The organism is Halorubrum tropicale (assembly GCF_001280455.1).
In the GTDB taxonomy this organism is placed as follows: Archaea; Halobacteriota; Halobacteria; order Halobacteriales; family Haloferacaceae; genus Halorubrum; species Halorubrum tropicale.
The window spans coordinates 1-14,717 of the sequence record NZ_LIST01000002.1 but is presented as its reverse complement, the minus strand read 5'-3'; the positions used below and the strand labels follow the sequence as shown (position 1 = coordinate 14,717).

The window sequence follows — 14,717 nt, the reverse complement described above, 5'->3', positions numbered from 1 at the left end:
AGATGACTATCGTTCATCACAGACGCGGTCCCTCGGCGCCGGCCGCTCCCGCTGTCCCCACAGACCCCGCGTCCGCCCGTGTGCCGCCGTGTCGCGGCGGTCCGCGAACGGACGCTCTTATACGCGTCGGCGGTGAAACGCGGGTAACAATGATATTTGAGGGCCTCCCGACGACTCCGCGCGCGGAGGAACTCGTCGACAAGGCGTTCTCGCGGGCGTCGCGGGCCGGGCGCGCGAAGCGCGGCCACGAGGCGCAGGAGTCGATGCTACGGACCGCCGGCAACGTGCTCTCCGACAACTTAGAGAACGTCGTCACCTCGTGGCCCGACTTCGGCTTCGACGTGGACCCGTTCTACTACGAGCTCGCCGACGCCATCGTCGACGTGGACCGCCTCCGTCAGGCGCTCTCGCAGGTGATGTGGGCCAGCCGCCAGATCGAGGACCTCCGCGACGAGTACACGACGAAGATTCGGAACTCCGACGTCGACACCGCGCGGAAACACCGGAAGCAGGCGTTCGCTCGCATGGCCGACGTAATGGACCAGATCGAAGACGACCTGCGCTACATCGGCGACTCGCGGGACCAGCTGAAGGTCCTCCCCGACGTCAGGCCCGACGAGCCCGCCATCGTCGTCGCCGGCTACCCGAACGTCGGGAAGTCGTCGTTCGTCAACCGCGTCACCCGCGCGTCGAACCAGATCGCGGAGTACCCGTTCACCACGAAGGGCGTCCAGATCGGCCACTTCGACCGGAACCACGTCCGGTACCAGATCGTCGACACGCCCGGCCTGCTCGACCGCCCCGAAGACGAGCGCAACGACATCGAGCGGCAGGCGGTGAGCGCCCTCGAACACCTCGCCGACGCCGTCGTTTTCGTCATCGACCCCTCCGGGGACTGCGGCTACCCCCTCGACGTCCAGATCGAGCTGCGCGAGGAGGTCCGCGAGCTGTTCGGCGCCGACGTGCCGCTGCTCACGGTGGCGAACAAACACGACCGCTTCGAGGCGGTGAAGGCGGAGTCCGTCGACGCGACGATGAGCGTCACCGAGGATGAGAACGTCGAGGCCGTCCTCGACATGGCCGTCGAGGCGGTCGGCTTCGAGCCAGACCTCCCCACGCGCGACGGGGAGTAACCGAGCCGGGTCGGACGGAAAGAGAGCGGTCGCCGCCGGTCAGGCCGGGACGGCCTCGTAGACGACGTTCACCGAGACGCGCACGGTCACGTCGCCGGTCTGGACGCTCGTGGACGCGCCTCCGGCGTCGCCGCCGGCGGCCGCGTAGCGCTCCGCGACGAACGGCGTCGAGCCGGACTGCGCCGTGGAGACGTCGTACACGCCGACCACTTCGAGGTCGCTCGCGTTCGCGAGGACGGCGGCGTCGTCGTCGGCGTTCGCCATCGCCGCCGTGATCGCCTCCTCGCGGAGCTCGCGCTCGCGCTCCTCGCTCAGGCCGAACCGGATCCGCTGGACCTGGTCGGCGCCGGCGTCGATGGCGACGTCGACGACCTCGCCGACGGCGTCGACGTCGCCGAGTTCGATCGCGTACTGGTGGACGCCCTCGTAGCGCGTCCGGTTCGGGTCGTCCCGGGTCTCGTAGGCCTCCCGCACGTCGTAGCGCTCCGTGCGGATCGCCTCCTCGTCGAGCCCCCAGTCGGTCAGGGCCGCGCGGAGGTCGGCCTCGCCGGCGGCCAGCTCGTCGCGGACCGCCTCGGCGTCGCCGCCGGTCGCGGTGACCGCGACCCGGAGGGTGGCGCGGTCCGGGGCGGACGCCGCCTCGCCGGTGGCCGTCACCTCGATGCTCCGCTCCAGTTGCGCGTCGTCGCCGCCGGTCGGGGTGGCGGTGCCCGCGAACCCCGCACAGCCGGCCAGCGCGACGAGCGCCGCGATGCCGATGAGTGCCGTCAGTCGCCTGTTCATACGCGACCGTTCGCGCCCGGACGACGTATAAACCGCAGATAACGCAAAGAGCCGTTTTGCCTATCGGTCGCCGTCGCGCTCGGCGTCCGCCTCCTCCGCGGCCTCCTCGTCCGCCGCGTCGTGGTCCGCGACGAACGTGTCGTCGAGGTGCGGCTGCTCGTCCTCCGGGCCGTCGTCGTCTGCGGCGGGCGCCCCGTCGGCGTCGGCGGACGCCCCGTCGGCGTCGGCGGACGCCCCGCCGACATCGGCGAGGGCGCCGTCCGCCTCGCCGTTCCCGGTCGCGTCCGCGTGGTCGCCGGCGTCCGCCTCGTGGTCCTCGATCGACCGCACGTCGGTCCCCGCCGACCGCTCCGGGTCGCGCTCGACCCCGGGAGACAGGTCGGTGGCCCGGCGACCGGAGCCGAACAGGCGCTCGCGCAGCGACCGGCTGCTCGGCCGCTCGGTGAGCAGCACCGAGGCGTCGACGTCGTGGATCACGTCGAGGTGGAGGGAGTTCGAGACGAGCCGCGAGAGCAGCCCCTTCTCCGTGGCGCCGATGATGACGAGCGTCTTGTCGGCGGCGGCCCGGCAGATCCCGTCCTCCACGTCGCCGCCGTCGTCGACGACGAGTTCGGCGTCGTCGAGCCCGTGTTCGTCGGCCCAGCCCGCGAGGAACGCCTCGCCGCGCGCCCTGTCGCTCGGGTCGTCGACGACGTGGAGCAGCGTCACCTCGGCGCCGGTCGTCTCGGCGAGCACCCGCGCCACCTCGGCGCTGAGCGCCGAGTCGGGGCCCCCGGAGGTCGGGATGAGGATCCGCGAGGTGTCCAGTTCGTGCTCGTTGAGGATGAGGAAGTCGCAGGGGAGCTGGTTGGTGAGCTCGTCGATCGGCCGCTCGGCGCGGGCGGCGCTCCACAGCTGGTCGTCGCCCCAGCCCATCAGCACGGCGTCGGGGCGGGTCCGGCGCGCCATGTTGAACATCTCCTCGAACGAGCGGTGCGAGACGACCGTCGAGGTCGACACGTCCACGTCGTAGTCGGCCGCGGTCGACCGGAGGTTCCCCATCCCCTCCGCGGAGACGTCCGCGATGCGACGCCCGGCGTCGCCGGAGGACAGCGACATGCGCTCGGGCGCCTGGACGACGTGGACGATGTGGACCACGCCGTCCTCGTGGCTGCTCGCGAGCCGCGCCGCGAGCTCGACGATCGGCCCGTCGGTCCGGGGGTTCGTGATCGGCACCATGATCCGGTACCCCTCGCCGGCGAACAGCGTGGCCTCGGTCGCGTCCAGGATGGGGACGTACGAGCGCCCGGCCGCGCGGCCGAACACCCACTCCGGGACGGTGAGGCGGCGGCTCATGCCCTCGAAGCGCGCCTCTTCGAGGCGCTCCTCGCTGGTCTGGAAGTAGTTGACGAGCGTGACGAGCACGACCCCGCCGATCGTGTTCCCGAGCAGCACTGGGAGGACGAACCCGACGAGCCCTGCGAGGAGGCTGATCTCGGCGCCGTACAGCGGGATACCGTCCTCGAAGAACAGGAAGAGGACCTCGGTGAAGGAGACGACCACGTGGAAGAGGTCGCCGAGCGGGATCGCGAGGAACGCGAGGTAGACGACGAGCATCCGGCTGACGGAGTCGGTGGAGGCGAAGCCGACCCAGACGACGCCGGCGACGATGAGCCCGGCCATCGCGGCCTTGAAGAACAGCGGGACGAAGTCGACGGCGAAGCCGCCCTGCGAGATGTACCGCGCCGCGTCGACGGTCTCGCCGGTGAAGACGCCGCCGTACGAGAGGACGAGGGCCCCGATCGCGCCGCCGACGAAGTTGCCCGCCAAGACGATCGACCAGTGGCGAAGCAGGGTCGGGAGGCTCGCGAGCCGTTCGAGCGTGAGCGCCACCGGCGGCAGCGTGTTCTCGGTGTACAGCTGGTAGCCGCCGATGATGATGTAGATGAACCCGAGCGGGTACAGCAGGACGCTCAGGATGGGGTGCGAGTCCGTCGCCGCCGTCAGCGACGCGTACAGCATGAACGTGATCGTGATCGCCAGCCCGGCGGCGAGCCCGCTGAAGAACAGCTCACGGCTCCCCGAGGTCACCTCCTCGTCCGCGGCCGCGATGATCCGCTGGAACACCTCGTCGGAGGAGAAGCGGTCCCGGACGGCCTCGCCGACCGCGGGCGCCCCGCTCCGGGACCGCTCGACGACCTCCCGCATGGAATCGTCGTCGGGTTGCTGTGAGTCGGTCACTGGCGGGTCTCACGGCACCCCCGTAAAAAGTAGTTCCTCTTCGCCCCACCGCGGCGTCCCGCCGCGCGCCGCCGGTCTCAGGCGCGTTCCACGGTCACCGTGCGGACCTCCACGTCGACCTCGCGGTCGACGACCGACTCGATCCGGTCATCGAGCGCCGGCGCGGTCCCCGCGACGGTGCTGCCGGGCGGAACGCCGACGGTGACCACCACCCGGTCCGTTTCGAGCGGAGGGACGGTCCCCGTCCGCTCGACGCTCAGTTCGAGGAGCTCGAACTCGGAGTCGACCGCGGTCAGCTCGTCGGTGGCGGCCGCGCGGATGTCGGCCTCGGTGGTCGAGGCGACGTACGACTCGTAGGTGACGCCGCCGAGGAACACCGAGAGCAGCGCGATGGCGACCGCCAGCACGGCGACGCGCTTGAGGAACGCCGAGCGCGCGTCGTCCTCGCGGAACCACCGCTGGGGGCGGTACCCCTCGTACCACAACATTACGAGCGCCGAGAGGTTGATCGAGAGGACGTTCACGGCGACGATGACGCCCGCGCCGAGCACGAGCCGCGGGATCCGGAAGGCGATCCCGATCCCGACGGCGGCCGCGGGCGGGATGAGCGCCACCGCGATCATCACGCCGACGAGCGTCGCCGAGACGCCGGTCATCAGCGAGACGATGCCCGCGACCCCGGCGCCGACCGCGACGACCAACACGAGGACGTTCGGCGCGAGCCGCTCCGACACCTCCGCGAGCTCCAGCGGGTCGAGCCCGGGCGGGACCAAGGCGAGCGAGCGCAGCGCGAGCGCGAACAGCGTCGCCGCGAGGACCGCGACCGCGACGCCGACGACCTGCATCCGCACGCCCCGCCGGAACAGCGCCTCGTCGTCGACCACGGTGCCGATCGCGGCCGACATCGCCGGCCCGATGAGCGGCGCGATCACCATCGATCCGACCACGGTCGCGGGGGAGTCGAGCAGGAGCCCCGCCGTGGCGATCACCGCCGAGATGACGGTCATCAGCACGTAGGTCCCGAGCCCGGACGCGAGGTCGTCCGCCTTCGCCTGAAGCTCCTCGCGGGAGATCCGGTCGCCGCCGCGGTCGGCGTCTTCTTCGTACTGCTCCTCGAGCGCCTCGAACCGCCGCGAGATAACCGTCTCGGCCGCGACGATGACGGTGTAGGTGCTCTCGTCGATCCCGGCCTCCCGGAGTCGGTCGAGGACCGGCTCGACGGCGGCGGTCGGCAGCGGGAACGTCGCGACCGCGGTGTACTCCCGGCCGCTCGTCTCGTCGGTGACGACGTAGTCGACCCCCTCGTCGTCGAGCGCGCGGACGACCGCCGCCCGCTTGCCCGCCGGAATCATGACCTGAACGAGTCGCACGGTCCCCGGTCGCACCGGCGACCCTTATACTATCGGCACGCGGCGAGCGCCCCGGGCCACGAGAAACGGAACTTTAATGCGCGAATCGCTCGGACCTTCGGCCAAGAATGCTCTCGCCGCTGGTCATCGACACGTTCCTGCTCGACTACCACCTCGGGCACATCATCCTGTTCGGGCTCCTCGTGTCGCTCCTGGGGGCTGCGCCGCTGAAGTCACAGAAGGTCATCGCGTCGATCCTGGCCGTCTTCGGGGTCGTCTTCCTGATGGCGCCGTACACGACGATGCCGCCGACGTTCATCCTCCTCGGCGTCCCGCTCGTCCTCGTCGGCGCGCTGCTGTGGACGATGGCCCGGTAACGCCGCTGACCGACCGCCGACCGCGCCGTCCGCTCGAACCGCCCGCGACGCCGCTTTCTCCCGTCTCTCTCCGCCCGACCGCGACCGATTCGGTCCCCGTCTCAGTATCTGTTCGATCCCGCTCCTTTTTGCTCCGGGGGGGACACTCCCCGCCATGGTAACGGTACGGGCCCCCGCGACGAGCGCGAACCTCGGGAGCGGCTTCGACGTGTTCGGGGCGGCCCTCTCGCGACCGGCGGACGTCGTCACGGTCGAGAAGGCGGCCGAGACGACGATCGAGGTCACGGGCGTCGGCGCGCAGTACATCCCGGAGGACCCCGAGAAGAACACCGTCGGCGCCGTCGTCGAGGCGCTCGACGCGCCCGCGCGGATCCACATCGACAAGGGCGTGCGCCCGGCCTCGGGGCTCGGCTCCTCGGCCGCGAGCGCGGCCGGCGCGGCGGTGGCGCTCAACCGGCTGTACGACCGCGGGCGCTCCCGGAAGGAGCTCGTCCCGATCGCGGCGGAGGGCGAGGCGGTCGTCTCCGGGGTCGCGCACGCGGACAACGTCGCCCCCTCGATCCTCGGCGGGTTCACCGTGACGACCGCCGAGGGGACCAGCTCGGTGGACGCGGCGATCCCCCTCGTCGTCTGTCTCCCCGACGTGGCGGTCTCGACCCGCGACGCGCGCCGGGTCGTCCCCGAGAGCGCCTCGATGGAGGACCTCGTGGAGACCGTCGGCAACGCGGCGACGCTCGCGGTCGGCATGTGCCGCTCGGACCCGGCCCTCGTCGGGGCCGGCATGAGCGACCCCGTGGTCACGCCCGAGCGCGCCCGCCTCATCACCGGCTACGACGACGTCCGCGAGCGCGCCTTCGGCGCCGGCGCGACCGGCGTCACCGTCAGCGGCGCCGGCCCCGCCGTGATCGCCGCCTGCCGCGAGCGCGACCGCCGGGACGTCGCGGCCGCGATGCTCGACGGCTTCGCCGGCGCCGGTATCGAAGCGCGCGCGTACCAGACCCGGATCGGACGCGGCACGACCTTCCTCGACGGCTGACTGGGGGTGAGACGGTGCGGAGCGGCGCCCGCCGACCGCTCCGCCGACACTCCGGTACGCCGACGCCTGCCATCCTCACCGAAAGGGGTATATATACGCAGAAGGCTAGGATTAGACGAGCCTAATAATTGGATGTGGTATGTAATATGATATCCGACGCGGACGACGGACGGTCGGTGACGCGGCGCGACGCGCTTCGCATCGGCGGCGCGACGGCCCTGGCCGGGGCGGCCGGGTGTACGGCGCTCCCGAGCGCGCCGGTCGGGTCGGGACGCGCCGAGCGCGACGACGGCGGGCCGGTCGCCGTCGCCTCCTTCTTCAGCTTCTACGACTTCGGGCGAAAGGTCGCCGAGGGGACCCCGCTGACCGTCGAGAACCTCGTTCCGACGGGGCTCCACGGCCACGGCTGGGAGCCGAACGCGAGCATCACGCGGCGGATCGTCGAGGCGGACGCGTTCGTCCACGTCGGCGAGGACTTCCAGCCGTGGGCGGACCGCGCCATCCGGACGGTCGAGGCCGACGGGACGGACACCGCGCTGATAAACGCCCGCGAGGGCATCGACCTGGTGGACCTCGCGGCGTCGCTCGACCGCGACGAGGAGGGCGTCGGCGCCCAGCGCGGGAAGGACCCGCACTTCTGGTTGGACCCGCTCCGCGCGAAGCGGTCGGTCGACAACATCGCCGAGGGGTTCGTCGACCTCCTCCCGGACCACGCCGAGACGATCCGCGAGAACGCGGCCCGGTACAAAAGCGAGGTGCTCGACCGAATCGACGCCGACTACGAGGCGATGTTCGAGCGGTCGGACCGCGACGTGGTCCAACTGGCCGCGCACAACGCCTTCCAGTACATCGGCGTGCGGTACGGCGTCCGGATGCGCCCGCTCGTCACGAGCCTCGCGGCGAGCGGCGACGTCAAGCCCGCGGACATCCGCGAGGCGACGCGAGTGATCCGCGAGAACGACATCCGGTACATCGCGAACGGCGTCTTCGAGTCGCAGCGCCCGGCCCAGCAGCTCGTCCGCGAGACCGCCGTCGAGGCGTACTTCCCGGTCACGCCGTACGCCGGGATCCGCGAGGAGTGGCTCGCGGAGGACTGGGGGTACGAGGAGATCGCGTACAACATCAACATGCCGACGTTCGAGATCGTCTTGGGTAACGAGACGCCCGAGGCCGCGGCGCCGACGGACGGGTGGGTCGAACAGTGGCGGAACTTCGAGCCGGTATGAGCGCGGACGACGCGGACCGGGCGGCGGTCGTCGAGCGCGCCGACCGCTCGGCCGAGGCCGGCGCCGCCGGCGCGGCGGAGCCGGTGATCGACCTCGCCGGCGTGACGTTCGGCTACACGGCGACGCCGGTCGTCGAGGACGTGTCGCTGACGGTCGATTCCGGCGAGTACGTCGCCGTCGTGGGGCCGAACGGCTCCGGCAAGTCGACGCTGATGCGGCTCATGCTCGGGCTGCTCGGGCCCGACGCGGGGACGGCCCGGCTGTTCGGCGAGGACGCGGCGGGGTTCGACGACGGCGAGCGGATCGGCTACGTCGCTCAGCAGGCCAGCGCCGCCCGGGACATGCCGATCACCGTCCGCGAGGTGGTGAAGATGGGCCGGTTCCCGTACCTCGGGCTCGACCGGCTGGCCGACGGCGCGTTCGCCGACGGGCTGTCCGACGACCCCGTCCGCACGGCGCGGTGGGCCGCGAACGTCGTCTCGGGGCGGCTCACGGCCGCCGACTGGGCGGTCGTCGACGACGCGCTCGCGACCGTCGGGATGGGCGCGTTCGCCGACCGGCGCGTCGGGCGGCTCTCCGGGGGCCAGCGCCAGCGGGTGTTCATCGCCCGGGCGCTGGCGGGCGAGGCCGACCTGCTCGTGTTAGACGAGCCGACCGTCGGCGTCGACGCCGAGTCCGTCGACGCGTTCTACGACCTGCTCGACGCGCTCAACGACGCGGGGATCACCGTGGTCCTCATCGAGCACGACCTCGGCGCGGTCGTCGAGCACGCCGACCGCGTCGTCTGTCTCAACCGCGAGGTCTACTTCGACGGCCCGACCGAGGAGTTCGTCGAGAGCGACGCCCTGGCGCGGGCGTTCGGGACCGAGGCGCGCTTCCTCGCCGGGGGTGCCGAATGAGCGACCCGCTGACCGCCGCGCTCGCCGCGTGGCTCCTCGCCGCGGCCGACCAGTCGCTGCCCCTCGCCGCGGGCTCGCAGCCGGCGGCGCTCGCGTTACAGGGCGGCCTCGCCGGCGTCGGGGAGGCCCTCTTCGCCGCCCTCCGCTGGGTGTTGGCCCAGTGGTACTGGCTGATGGACTGGGCGTACTACCTCTCCGGCCTGGAGATGCTGAACCCGCGCTACCGGTACATGCACCGGGCGGTGCTCGTCGGGCTCTGCGTGGGCGTGATGGCGCCGCTCATCGGCACCTTCCTCGTCCACCGCCAGCTCGCGCTGATCGGGGACGCACTGGCGCACACGGCGTTCGCCGGGGTCGCGGTCGGCCTCTTCCTCAACGCCGTCATCGACCTCGGGGTGTCGCCGTACCTCACCGCGGTCGTCGTGGCGATGATCGCCGCGCTGTTCATCGAGCTCATCTCCGAGACGACGGACGCGTACAACGACGTCTCGATGGCGATCGTCCTCTCGACGGGGTTCGCGCTGGGGACGACGCTCATCAGCCTCAACGCCGGCGGGCTCGCGGTCGGCGTGAACCAGTTCCTCTTCGGGAGCCTCTCGACGGTGTCACCCCAGAGCGCCGGGATCCTGCTCGTCCTGTTCGTCGTCATCGTCGGCACGGTCGCGGTGACCCGCAACCAGCTCCTGTACGTGACCTTCGACGAGACCGCGGCCGCCGTCTCCGGCATCTCCGTCAACTGGTACAACCGCGTGATGGTGATGCTGACGGCGATGGTCGTCGTCGGCGCGATGCAGATCATGGGCGTCATCCTCGTGGCGGCGATGCTCGTCGTGCCCGTCGCGGGCGCGACGCAGGTGTCCCGCAGCTTCACCGAGTCGCTCGTCGTCTCGGTCGTCTTAGCGGAGCTCGCGGTCCTCCTCGGCATCGGCGTCGCCTACTACGGCGGCGTCACCGCCGGCGGGGTGATCGTGCTCGTCGCCGTGGGCATCTACGTCTGCGCGGTCGCCGTCGGGAAGGTCCAGTCCGCCCGCGGCGGGCGGGAAGTCCCCGAGATGGAGAGCATCGAGACCGACGACGCGGCCCCGGACGCCGGAGCGGGGGGTGACTGACCGTGGCGGGCGACGAAAACGGCGTCGACGCGGGCGACGGGAACGGAGCGGGCGGAAGCCCCGAGACCGACGCCGACGACGGGCCCGGACCGAGGGCGTCGTCGGACGTCATCAGCGCGGTGATGGAGGACTACATCAAATCGATCTACGCCATCGAGCGCGACACAGGCGAGCGGGTGTCGACCTCGGCCCTCGCCGACTACCTCGAGGTCACCGCGCCGACCGTCTCCTCGATGGTGAAGAAGCTCGAAGAGCGGGGGCTCGTCGACCGCGAGGAGTACAAGGGCGTGACGCTCACCGAGGAGGGCGAGGTCGTCGCGTTAGAGATCCTCCGGCACCACCGGCTCTTGGAGGCGTTCCTGACCGAGCAGCTCGACTACAGCTGGGTCGACGTCCACGACGAGGCCGACAGGCTCGAACACCACGTCTCCGAGAAGCTGAGCGACCGCATCGCCGAGGCGCTCGGCAACCCGCCGGTCGACCCGCACGGCGACCCCATCCCCGACGCCGACCTCTCGCTGCCGACGGCGGACGACACCGTCCGACTGGTCGACGCCGCCGAGGGCGACCGCGTCGTCGTCCGCCGGATCCGCCACCAGGGCGACGCCGAGCTGCGCTACCTCTCCGACGCCGGCGTCCGCCCGGGGGTCGAGCTCGCCGTCGTCGACGTGGCGCCGTTCGGGATGGTGACCGTCGAGACGCCGACGGACGACCAGAGCCTCCCCGAGGAGATAGCGCGTCTCATCGAGGTCGAGCCCGTGGACGCCGCGAGCGACGGCTCCTGACGCTCGTGCGGGGCAGGGACAGGCCGGACGCGGGGCCGAACACCGCCGTCGGCGCGGCTCAGTCGCGCTGAACGAACGGGCCCGAGCAGTCGTACTCGATCAGCTCGAACCGGTTCGCGGCCTCCACCGTCCCGTTGTAGGGGTTGGTTCGCTCGTACGACTGGTAGATAGTCACGTTCTCCACGGCCGTCTCGTGGGTGCGGTTCCACTCCCCGCAGAGGTAGTTCGCGAGGTACGAGCGGTGGTTCTCGTTGTCGGCGCCGTAGACGTTCTTCAGGTACTTCCGCCAGCGCGAGGTCGGATAGGTGGTCTCGGCGCGCGCCGGTCTGTCGAAGGTGACCGGGGCGTCGCGGAACACGTCCCGCTCGCTCCCGTCCTCGAGCGTGCCCGCCGCGACGTACCAGCGCGTCGTGTGTATCGGGTCGGGGGCGAACATCTGCCACGACTGGTCCATCTCGGCGGCGTCTAGGGCCTCGTCGGCGGGCTCCGGCACCTCGGCGTAGCCGACCGACGCCGCGCTCGATAAGAGGATCAACACGAGGAAGACGTACGGCAGGACCGTCGTGAAGAGGACGCGCCCGCGGGCGAGGCCCGCGCCGAGGTCGCTGCCGCGGACGGAATCGAGGCGTTCAGACGCGGCCGGGCGGGGGAGCGACGGGCCGGCGGAGAGCGCGGTCCGCGCGAGGGACTCGGAGCGGGCCTTCCAGCGCGCGAGCGGCGCCGACAGGTTCAGGCGGTCGGCTACCCGTTTGAGGGCGTCCCAGACGGGCGTCTGGAGGAACGGGATGAAGCCGACGACGACGATTATCGGGAAGAGGCCGACCCGTATCGTGACCGCCATCCCGAGGTGCATGCCGACGAACAGCGAGGCGAGGCCGGCGCGCGGGAGCCCGGTCAACAGGAGCAACAGCGGCGACGCGAACAGCAGCGCGACCCACAGGACCGTGAACACGCGCAGGAGGCCGGTGAAATCGGCGAGGTACGCGCCGAGCAGGTAGGTGAACTGGTCGGCCTGCATGACGTACGCGACCGCCTCTCCGCTCATCCAGGGCTCGCTCGCGAACTTGTGGACGGCGTTCGTCAGGTACATCACGAGGATCTGTAGCAGCACCGCCATCGTGGCGACGCTCGCAACGGCGGTCCCGCCCGAACTCGGTGACGGCGAATCGCCGTCGCCGCCGCCCTCGCGGTCGGCGCGCCTGACGGCGTCGACCGACCAGCGCGCGCCGAGCGGAAGGAAGACGCTCCAGAACAGCAGCATGCGGAGCAGGGTGTCGCCCGAGTTCAACACCATCGGGTTGCGGGCGTGGAGCGAGACCAGCAGCAGCCACGAGGCGATCGTCGCGAGCCGCGTCCGGTACCCGACGGCCAGCGAGAGGGCGAGGGCGCCCGCGAGCGCGAACAGCAGGGCGACGGCCCACGGCTCGCCGGAGAGCGCGTGGAGCGAGTTGTTCGTCGCGTAGTCGGAGGCGAACGCTCGGAGCGGCAAGACGCCGGCGTCGGTGTAGAAGGCGGTGAACGAGCGCGAGCGGAGGAGCAGGTCGACGATCAACAGGGTTCCGAGCCCGATCCGGAACGCGGCCAGCGCGCGGCGGTCGACCGAGACGCGCGCGGCGACGGCGTCTCCAAGGCGTCGGACGGCCGCCGAGAGCCGCGACCGGGCGGTCGAGTCGGAGGGGGTTCCAGCCATAGTCTTGCGTTCCAACTTGTTGGTGACGACGAGGAACGCGTATAAGTTTTCCGTGCGACGGCACCGTCGTCGCCTCGCGCCGCCTCCACCGGAATCCTGAACTGCGACGGCCGCGTACGTCCGTCAGGCAATGGACGAGGACATCCCGGACGACGCCGCCGTCGTGCTCTTCGACGGCGTCTGTAACCTCTGTAGCGGGTTCGTACAGTTCGTCCTCCCCCGCGACCCGGAGGGGAAGTACCGGTTCGCCTCGCTCCAGTCCGACGTGGGACGGTCGCTGCTGGCGGAACACGACCTCGCGACCGACGAGCTGGACTCGGTCGTCCTGATCGAGGACGGCGAGAGCTACGTGAAGTCGGCGGCGATCATCCGGATCGCGACGGGGCTCGGCGGGGCCTACCGGCTGCTTTCCCCGTTCCGGTTCGTACCGCGAGCGGTCCGGGACCGCGCGTACGACTTCGTCGCCGACAACCGGTACCGCTGGTTCGGGAAGAAGGACCGGTGTATGATGCCCCCGGGCGACGCCGAGTCGCGGTTCTTAGAGTGAGCGGCGGTCCGAGGGCGATCGAAAAGCCACGTCCCGGCGCCCGTCACTCCGCGTCGCACCGCTCGTAGGTGACGAACGCGAGGTCGCCGTCGGTCTCGCGGTCGCGCTCGGCCCACGCGTCGGCGTCCCACTCCGGGAAGCGGGTGTCGCCCGCCGGTCGCTCCGGGATCTCCGTGATGACCATCCGGTCGGCGCGGTCGAGGTAGGCCGCGTAGACGGTCGCGCCCCCGATGACGTAGACGGCGTCGACCCCGCGCTCGGCGGCGTCGGCGGTCGCTCGCGAGAGCGCGGACTCGACGTCGTGCGCGACGACCGCGCCGTCGGCGAGGTCGGCGTCGCCGATCGAACGCGTCGTCAACACGACGTTCGTCCGGTCGGGGAGCGGCCCGCCGATCCGCTCGGCGATGCGCTCGTACGTCTTCCGGCCGACGATCACCGGGTGCCCGGTCGTGAGCCGCTTGAAGTGCGCGAGGTCGGCGGGGTAGTGCCACGGCATCCCGCCGCCGTCGCCGATCACGCCGTTGTCCGCGACGGCGGCGACGAGTACCACGTCCGGATCGGCGTCGCCCTCCGATTCGGGCGCGCCGGCGTCGCGCTCCGACCCGGGCGCGTCGGCGTCCCCCATCACTCCGCGACCGCGAACGAGATGCCGTCCGCGGAGTCGTAGTCGACCACCGAGACGTCCTCGTAGGTGAGCTCGTCGAGGGGCTTGTCCGCGATCTCGATCCGCGGTCGGTCGCGCGGCGTCCGCGAGAGCTGTTCGAGGAGGCCCGGGACGTGGTCGTACCCCTCCTGGCCGTTGGGCTCGTCCGGCGCGGTCCGCTCGACCCAGCTTTTCACGTCGAGGTACGCCTCCTTGCTCTCGACGTTCGCGATCCGCTCTTGGACGTACCTGAGGTTGTTCGCGTACCACTTCCCGCGGTCGCCGCGGCCGCAGTAGACGTGCGCGTCGACGACGGTGTGCCCGAACTCCCCGACCTCGAAGCCGGTCCGCTGGGCGAGCGCGTTCGCGAGCAGCGCGTACGCGGCGATGTTGAACGGGACGCCGAGCGCGATGTCGCCCGAGCGCTGCGTGAGGTGGAGGTTGAGCCGGCCGTCCTGGACGTTCACCACGAAGGTGTAGTGACACGGCGGCAGCGTCGAGACGGCGGCGTTCGCCGGGTGCCACGCGTTCACGACCATCCGGCGCGAGTGGGGGTTCTCCTCCAGCGTGTCGAGGACGTACTGGATCTGGTCGAAGGTCCGTCGGGTCGTCCCGTCGGCGTCCTCCTCGACGGTGACCCAGCGGTGCGCGTCGTCCGGCCACGTCTCGCCCGGGAGCGCGGCGTCGTCCTCCGGGACCGGATAGCGGCGCCAGAACCGACCGTAGGCGGTGTCGAGCGTCCCCTCCTCGTCGGCCCACGCGTCCCAGATCTTCGTCTCCTCGCGGAGGTTTCGGATGTGCTCCTCGCCCGAGAGGTACCACAGCACCTCGTGGATGAGCGAGTTCCACCGGTAGCCGTCCATCTTCTTCGTGGTCAGGAGCGGGAACCCCTCCGCGAGGTCGACGGTGTACTGCCCGCT

General features: G+C 71.2%; 14 protein-coding genes. 8 read left to right on the top strand and 6 right to left on the bottom strand.

The window, feature by feature from the left end; genetic code table 11:
- Positions 1-149 precede the first annotated feature (149 nt).
- Positions 150-1,133 (top strand): NOG1 family protein, encoded by a 984-nt coding sequence (locus tag AMR74_RS05175; protein WP_053771011.1) that lies wholly within the window; start codon positions 150-152, stop codon positions 1,131-1,133.
- Between the two features lie 39 nt (positions 1,134-1,172).
- Here the strand turns inward: AMR74_RS05175 and AMR74_RS05170 are convergent, their stop codons facing one another.
- The 3 genes from AMR74_RS05170 to AMR74_RS05160 form a co-directional block, all read right to left on the bottom strand.
- Positions 1,173-1,916 carry an SIMPL domain-containing protein gene (locus tag AMR74_RS05170; RefSeq protein ID WP_053771010.1) on the bottom strand — a complete coding sequence of 248 codons (744 nt, stop codon included), beginning with the start codon at positions 1,914-1,916 and terminating at the stop codon, positions 1,173-1,175.
- Between the two features lie 60 nt (positions 1,917-1,976).
- A complete protein-coding gene (locus tag AMR74_RS05165) occupies positions 1,977-4,136 on the bottom strand; it encodes a formate/nitrite transporter family protein (protein WP_053771009.1) in 2,160 nt (719 codons plus the stop codon).
- A gap of 77 nt (positions 4,137-4,213) precedes the next feature.
- The gene (locus AMR74_RS05160) at positions 4,214-5,488 is read right to left on the bottom strand and encodes a TIGR00341 family protein (protein WP_053771484.1); all 1,275 of its coding nucleotides are present in this window, start codon (positions 5,486-5,488) and stop codon (positions 4,214-4,216) included.
- A gap of 125 nt (positions 5,489-5,613) precedes the next feature.
- Between AMR74_RS05160 and AMR74_RS05155 the strand changes: the two genes are divergently transcribed.
- From AMR74_RS05155 to AMR74_RS05130, 6 genes are all read left to right on the top strand, one after another.
- Positions 5,614-5,862 (top strand): hypothetical protein, encoded by a 249-nt coding sequence (locus tag AMR74_RS05155; RefSeq protein WP_053771008.1) that lies wholly within the window; start codon positions 5,614-5,616, stop codon positions 5,860-5,862.
- Positions 5,863-6,016: 154 nt separating this feature from the next.
- Positions 6,017-6,898, top strand: a complete 882-nt coding sequence (locus AMR74_RS05150; RefSeq protein WP_053771007.1) for a homoserine kinase — start codon at positions 6,017-6,019, stop codon at positions 6,896-6,898.
- 176 nt (positions 6,899-7,074) lie between these two features.
- Positions 7,075-8,124, top strand: coding sequence for a metal ABC transporter substrate-binding protein (locus tag AMR74_RS05145; protein ID WP_077152270.1), 1,050 nt, complete (start codon positions 7,075-7,077; stop codon positions 8,122-8,124).
- Positions 8,121-9,023, top strand: coding sequence for a metal ABC transporter ATP-binding protein (locus AMR74_RS05140; RefSeq protein WP_053771005.1), 903 nt, complete (start codon positions 8,121-8,123; stop codon positions 9,021-9,023). The genes AMR74_RS05145 and AMR74_RS05140 overlap by 4 nt, the downstream gene beginning before the upstream one ends.
- The gene (locus tag AMR74_RS05135) at positions 9,020-10,132 is read left to right on the top strand and encodes a metal ABC transporter permease (protein WP_053771004.1); all 1,113 of its coding nucleotides are present in this window, start codon (positions 9,020-9,022) and stop codon (positions 10,130-10,132) included. Before AMR74_RS05140 ends, AMR74_RS05135 begins: the two co-directional genes overlap by 4 nt.
- A 122-nt stretch (positions 10,133-10,254) precedes the next feature.
- Positions 10,255-10,917: a metal-dependent transcriptional regulator gene (locus AMR74_RS05130; protein WP_053771483.1), complete on the top strand. Its 663-nt coding sequence runs from the start codon at positions 10,255-10,257 to the stop codon at positions 10,915-10,917.
- 58 nt (positions 10,918-10,975) lie between these two features.
- Here AMR74_RS05130 and AMR74_RS05125 read toward each other — a convergent pair whose 3' ends face one another.
- Entirely contained in the window at positions 10,976-12,607 is a 1,632-nt protein-coding gene (locus AMR74_RS05125; protein WP_053771003.1) for an HTTM domain-containing protein, read from the bottom strand.
- A 130-nt stretch (positions 12,608-12,737) separates the two neighbouring features.
- Between AMR74_RS05125 and AMR74_RS05120 the strand changes: the two genes are divergently transcribed.
- The gene (locus tag AMR74_RS05120; RefSeq protein ID WP_053771002.1) at positions 12,738-13,154 is read left to right on the top strand and encodes a thiol-disulfide oxidoreductase DCC family protein; all 417 of its coding nucleotides are present in this window, start codon (positions 12,738-12,740) and stop codon (positions 13,152-13,154) included.
- 43 nt (positions 13,155-13,197) lie between these two features.
- Here AMR74_RS05120 and AMR74_RS05115 read toward each other — a convergent pair whose 3' ends face one another.
- Both AMR74_RS05115 and thyA read right to left on the bottom strand, forming a co-directional pair.
- A complete protein-coding gene (locus AMR74_RS05115) occupies positions 13,198-13,779 on the bottom strand; it encodes a dihydrofolate reductase (RefSeq protein ID WP_053771001.1) in 582 nt (193 codons plus the stop codon).
- Positions 13,779-14,717, bottom strand: a 939-nt coding sequence (thyA, locus tag AMR74_RS05110; protein ID WP_053771000.1) for a thymidylate synthase, incomplete at its 5' end; no start/stop codon positions are given. The genes AMR74_RS05115 and thyA, both read right to left, overlap by 1 nt.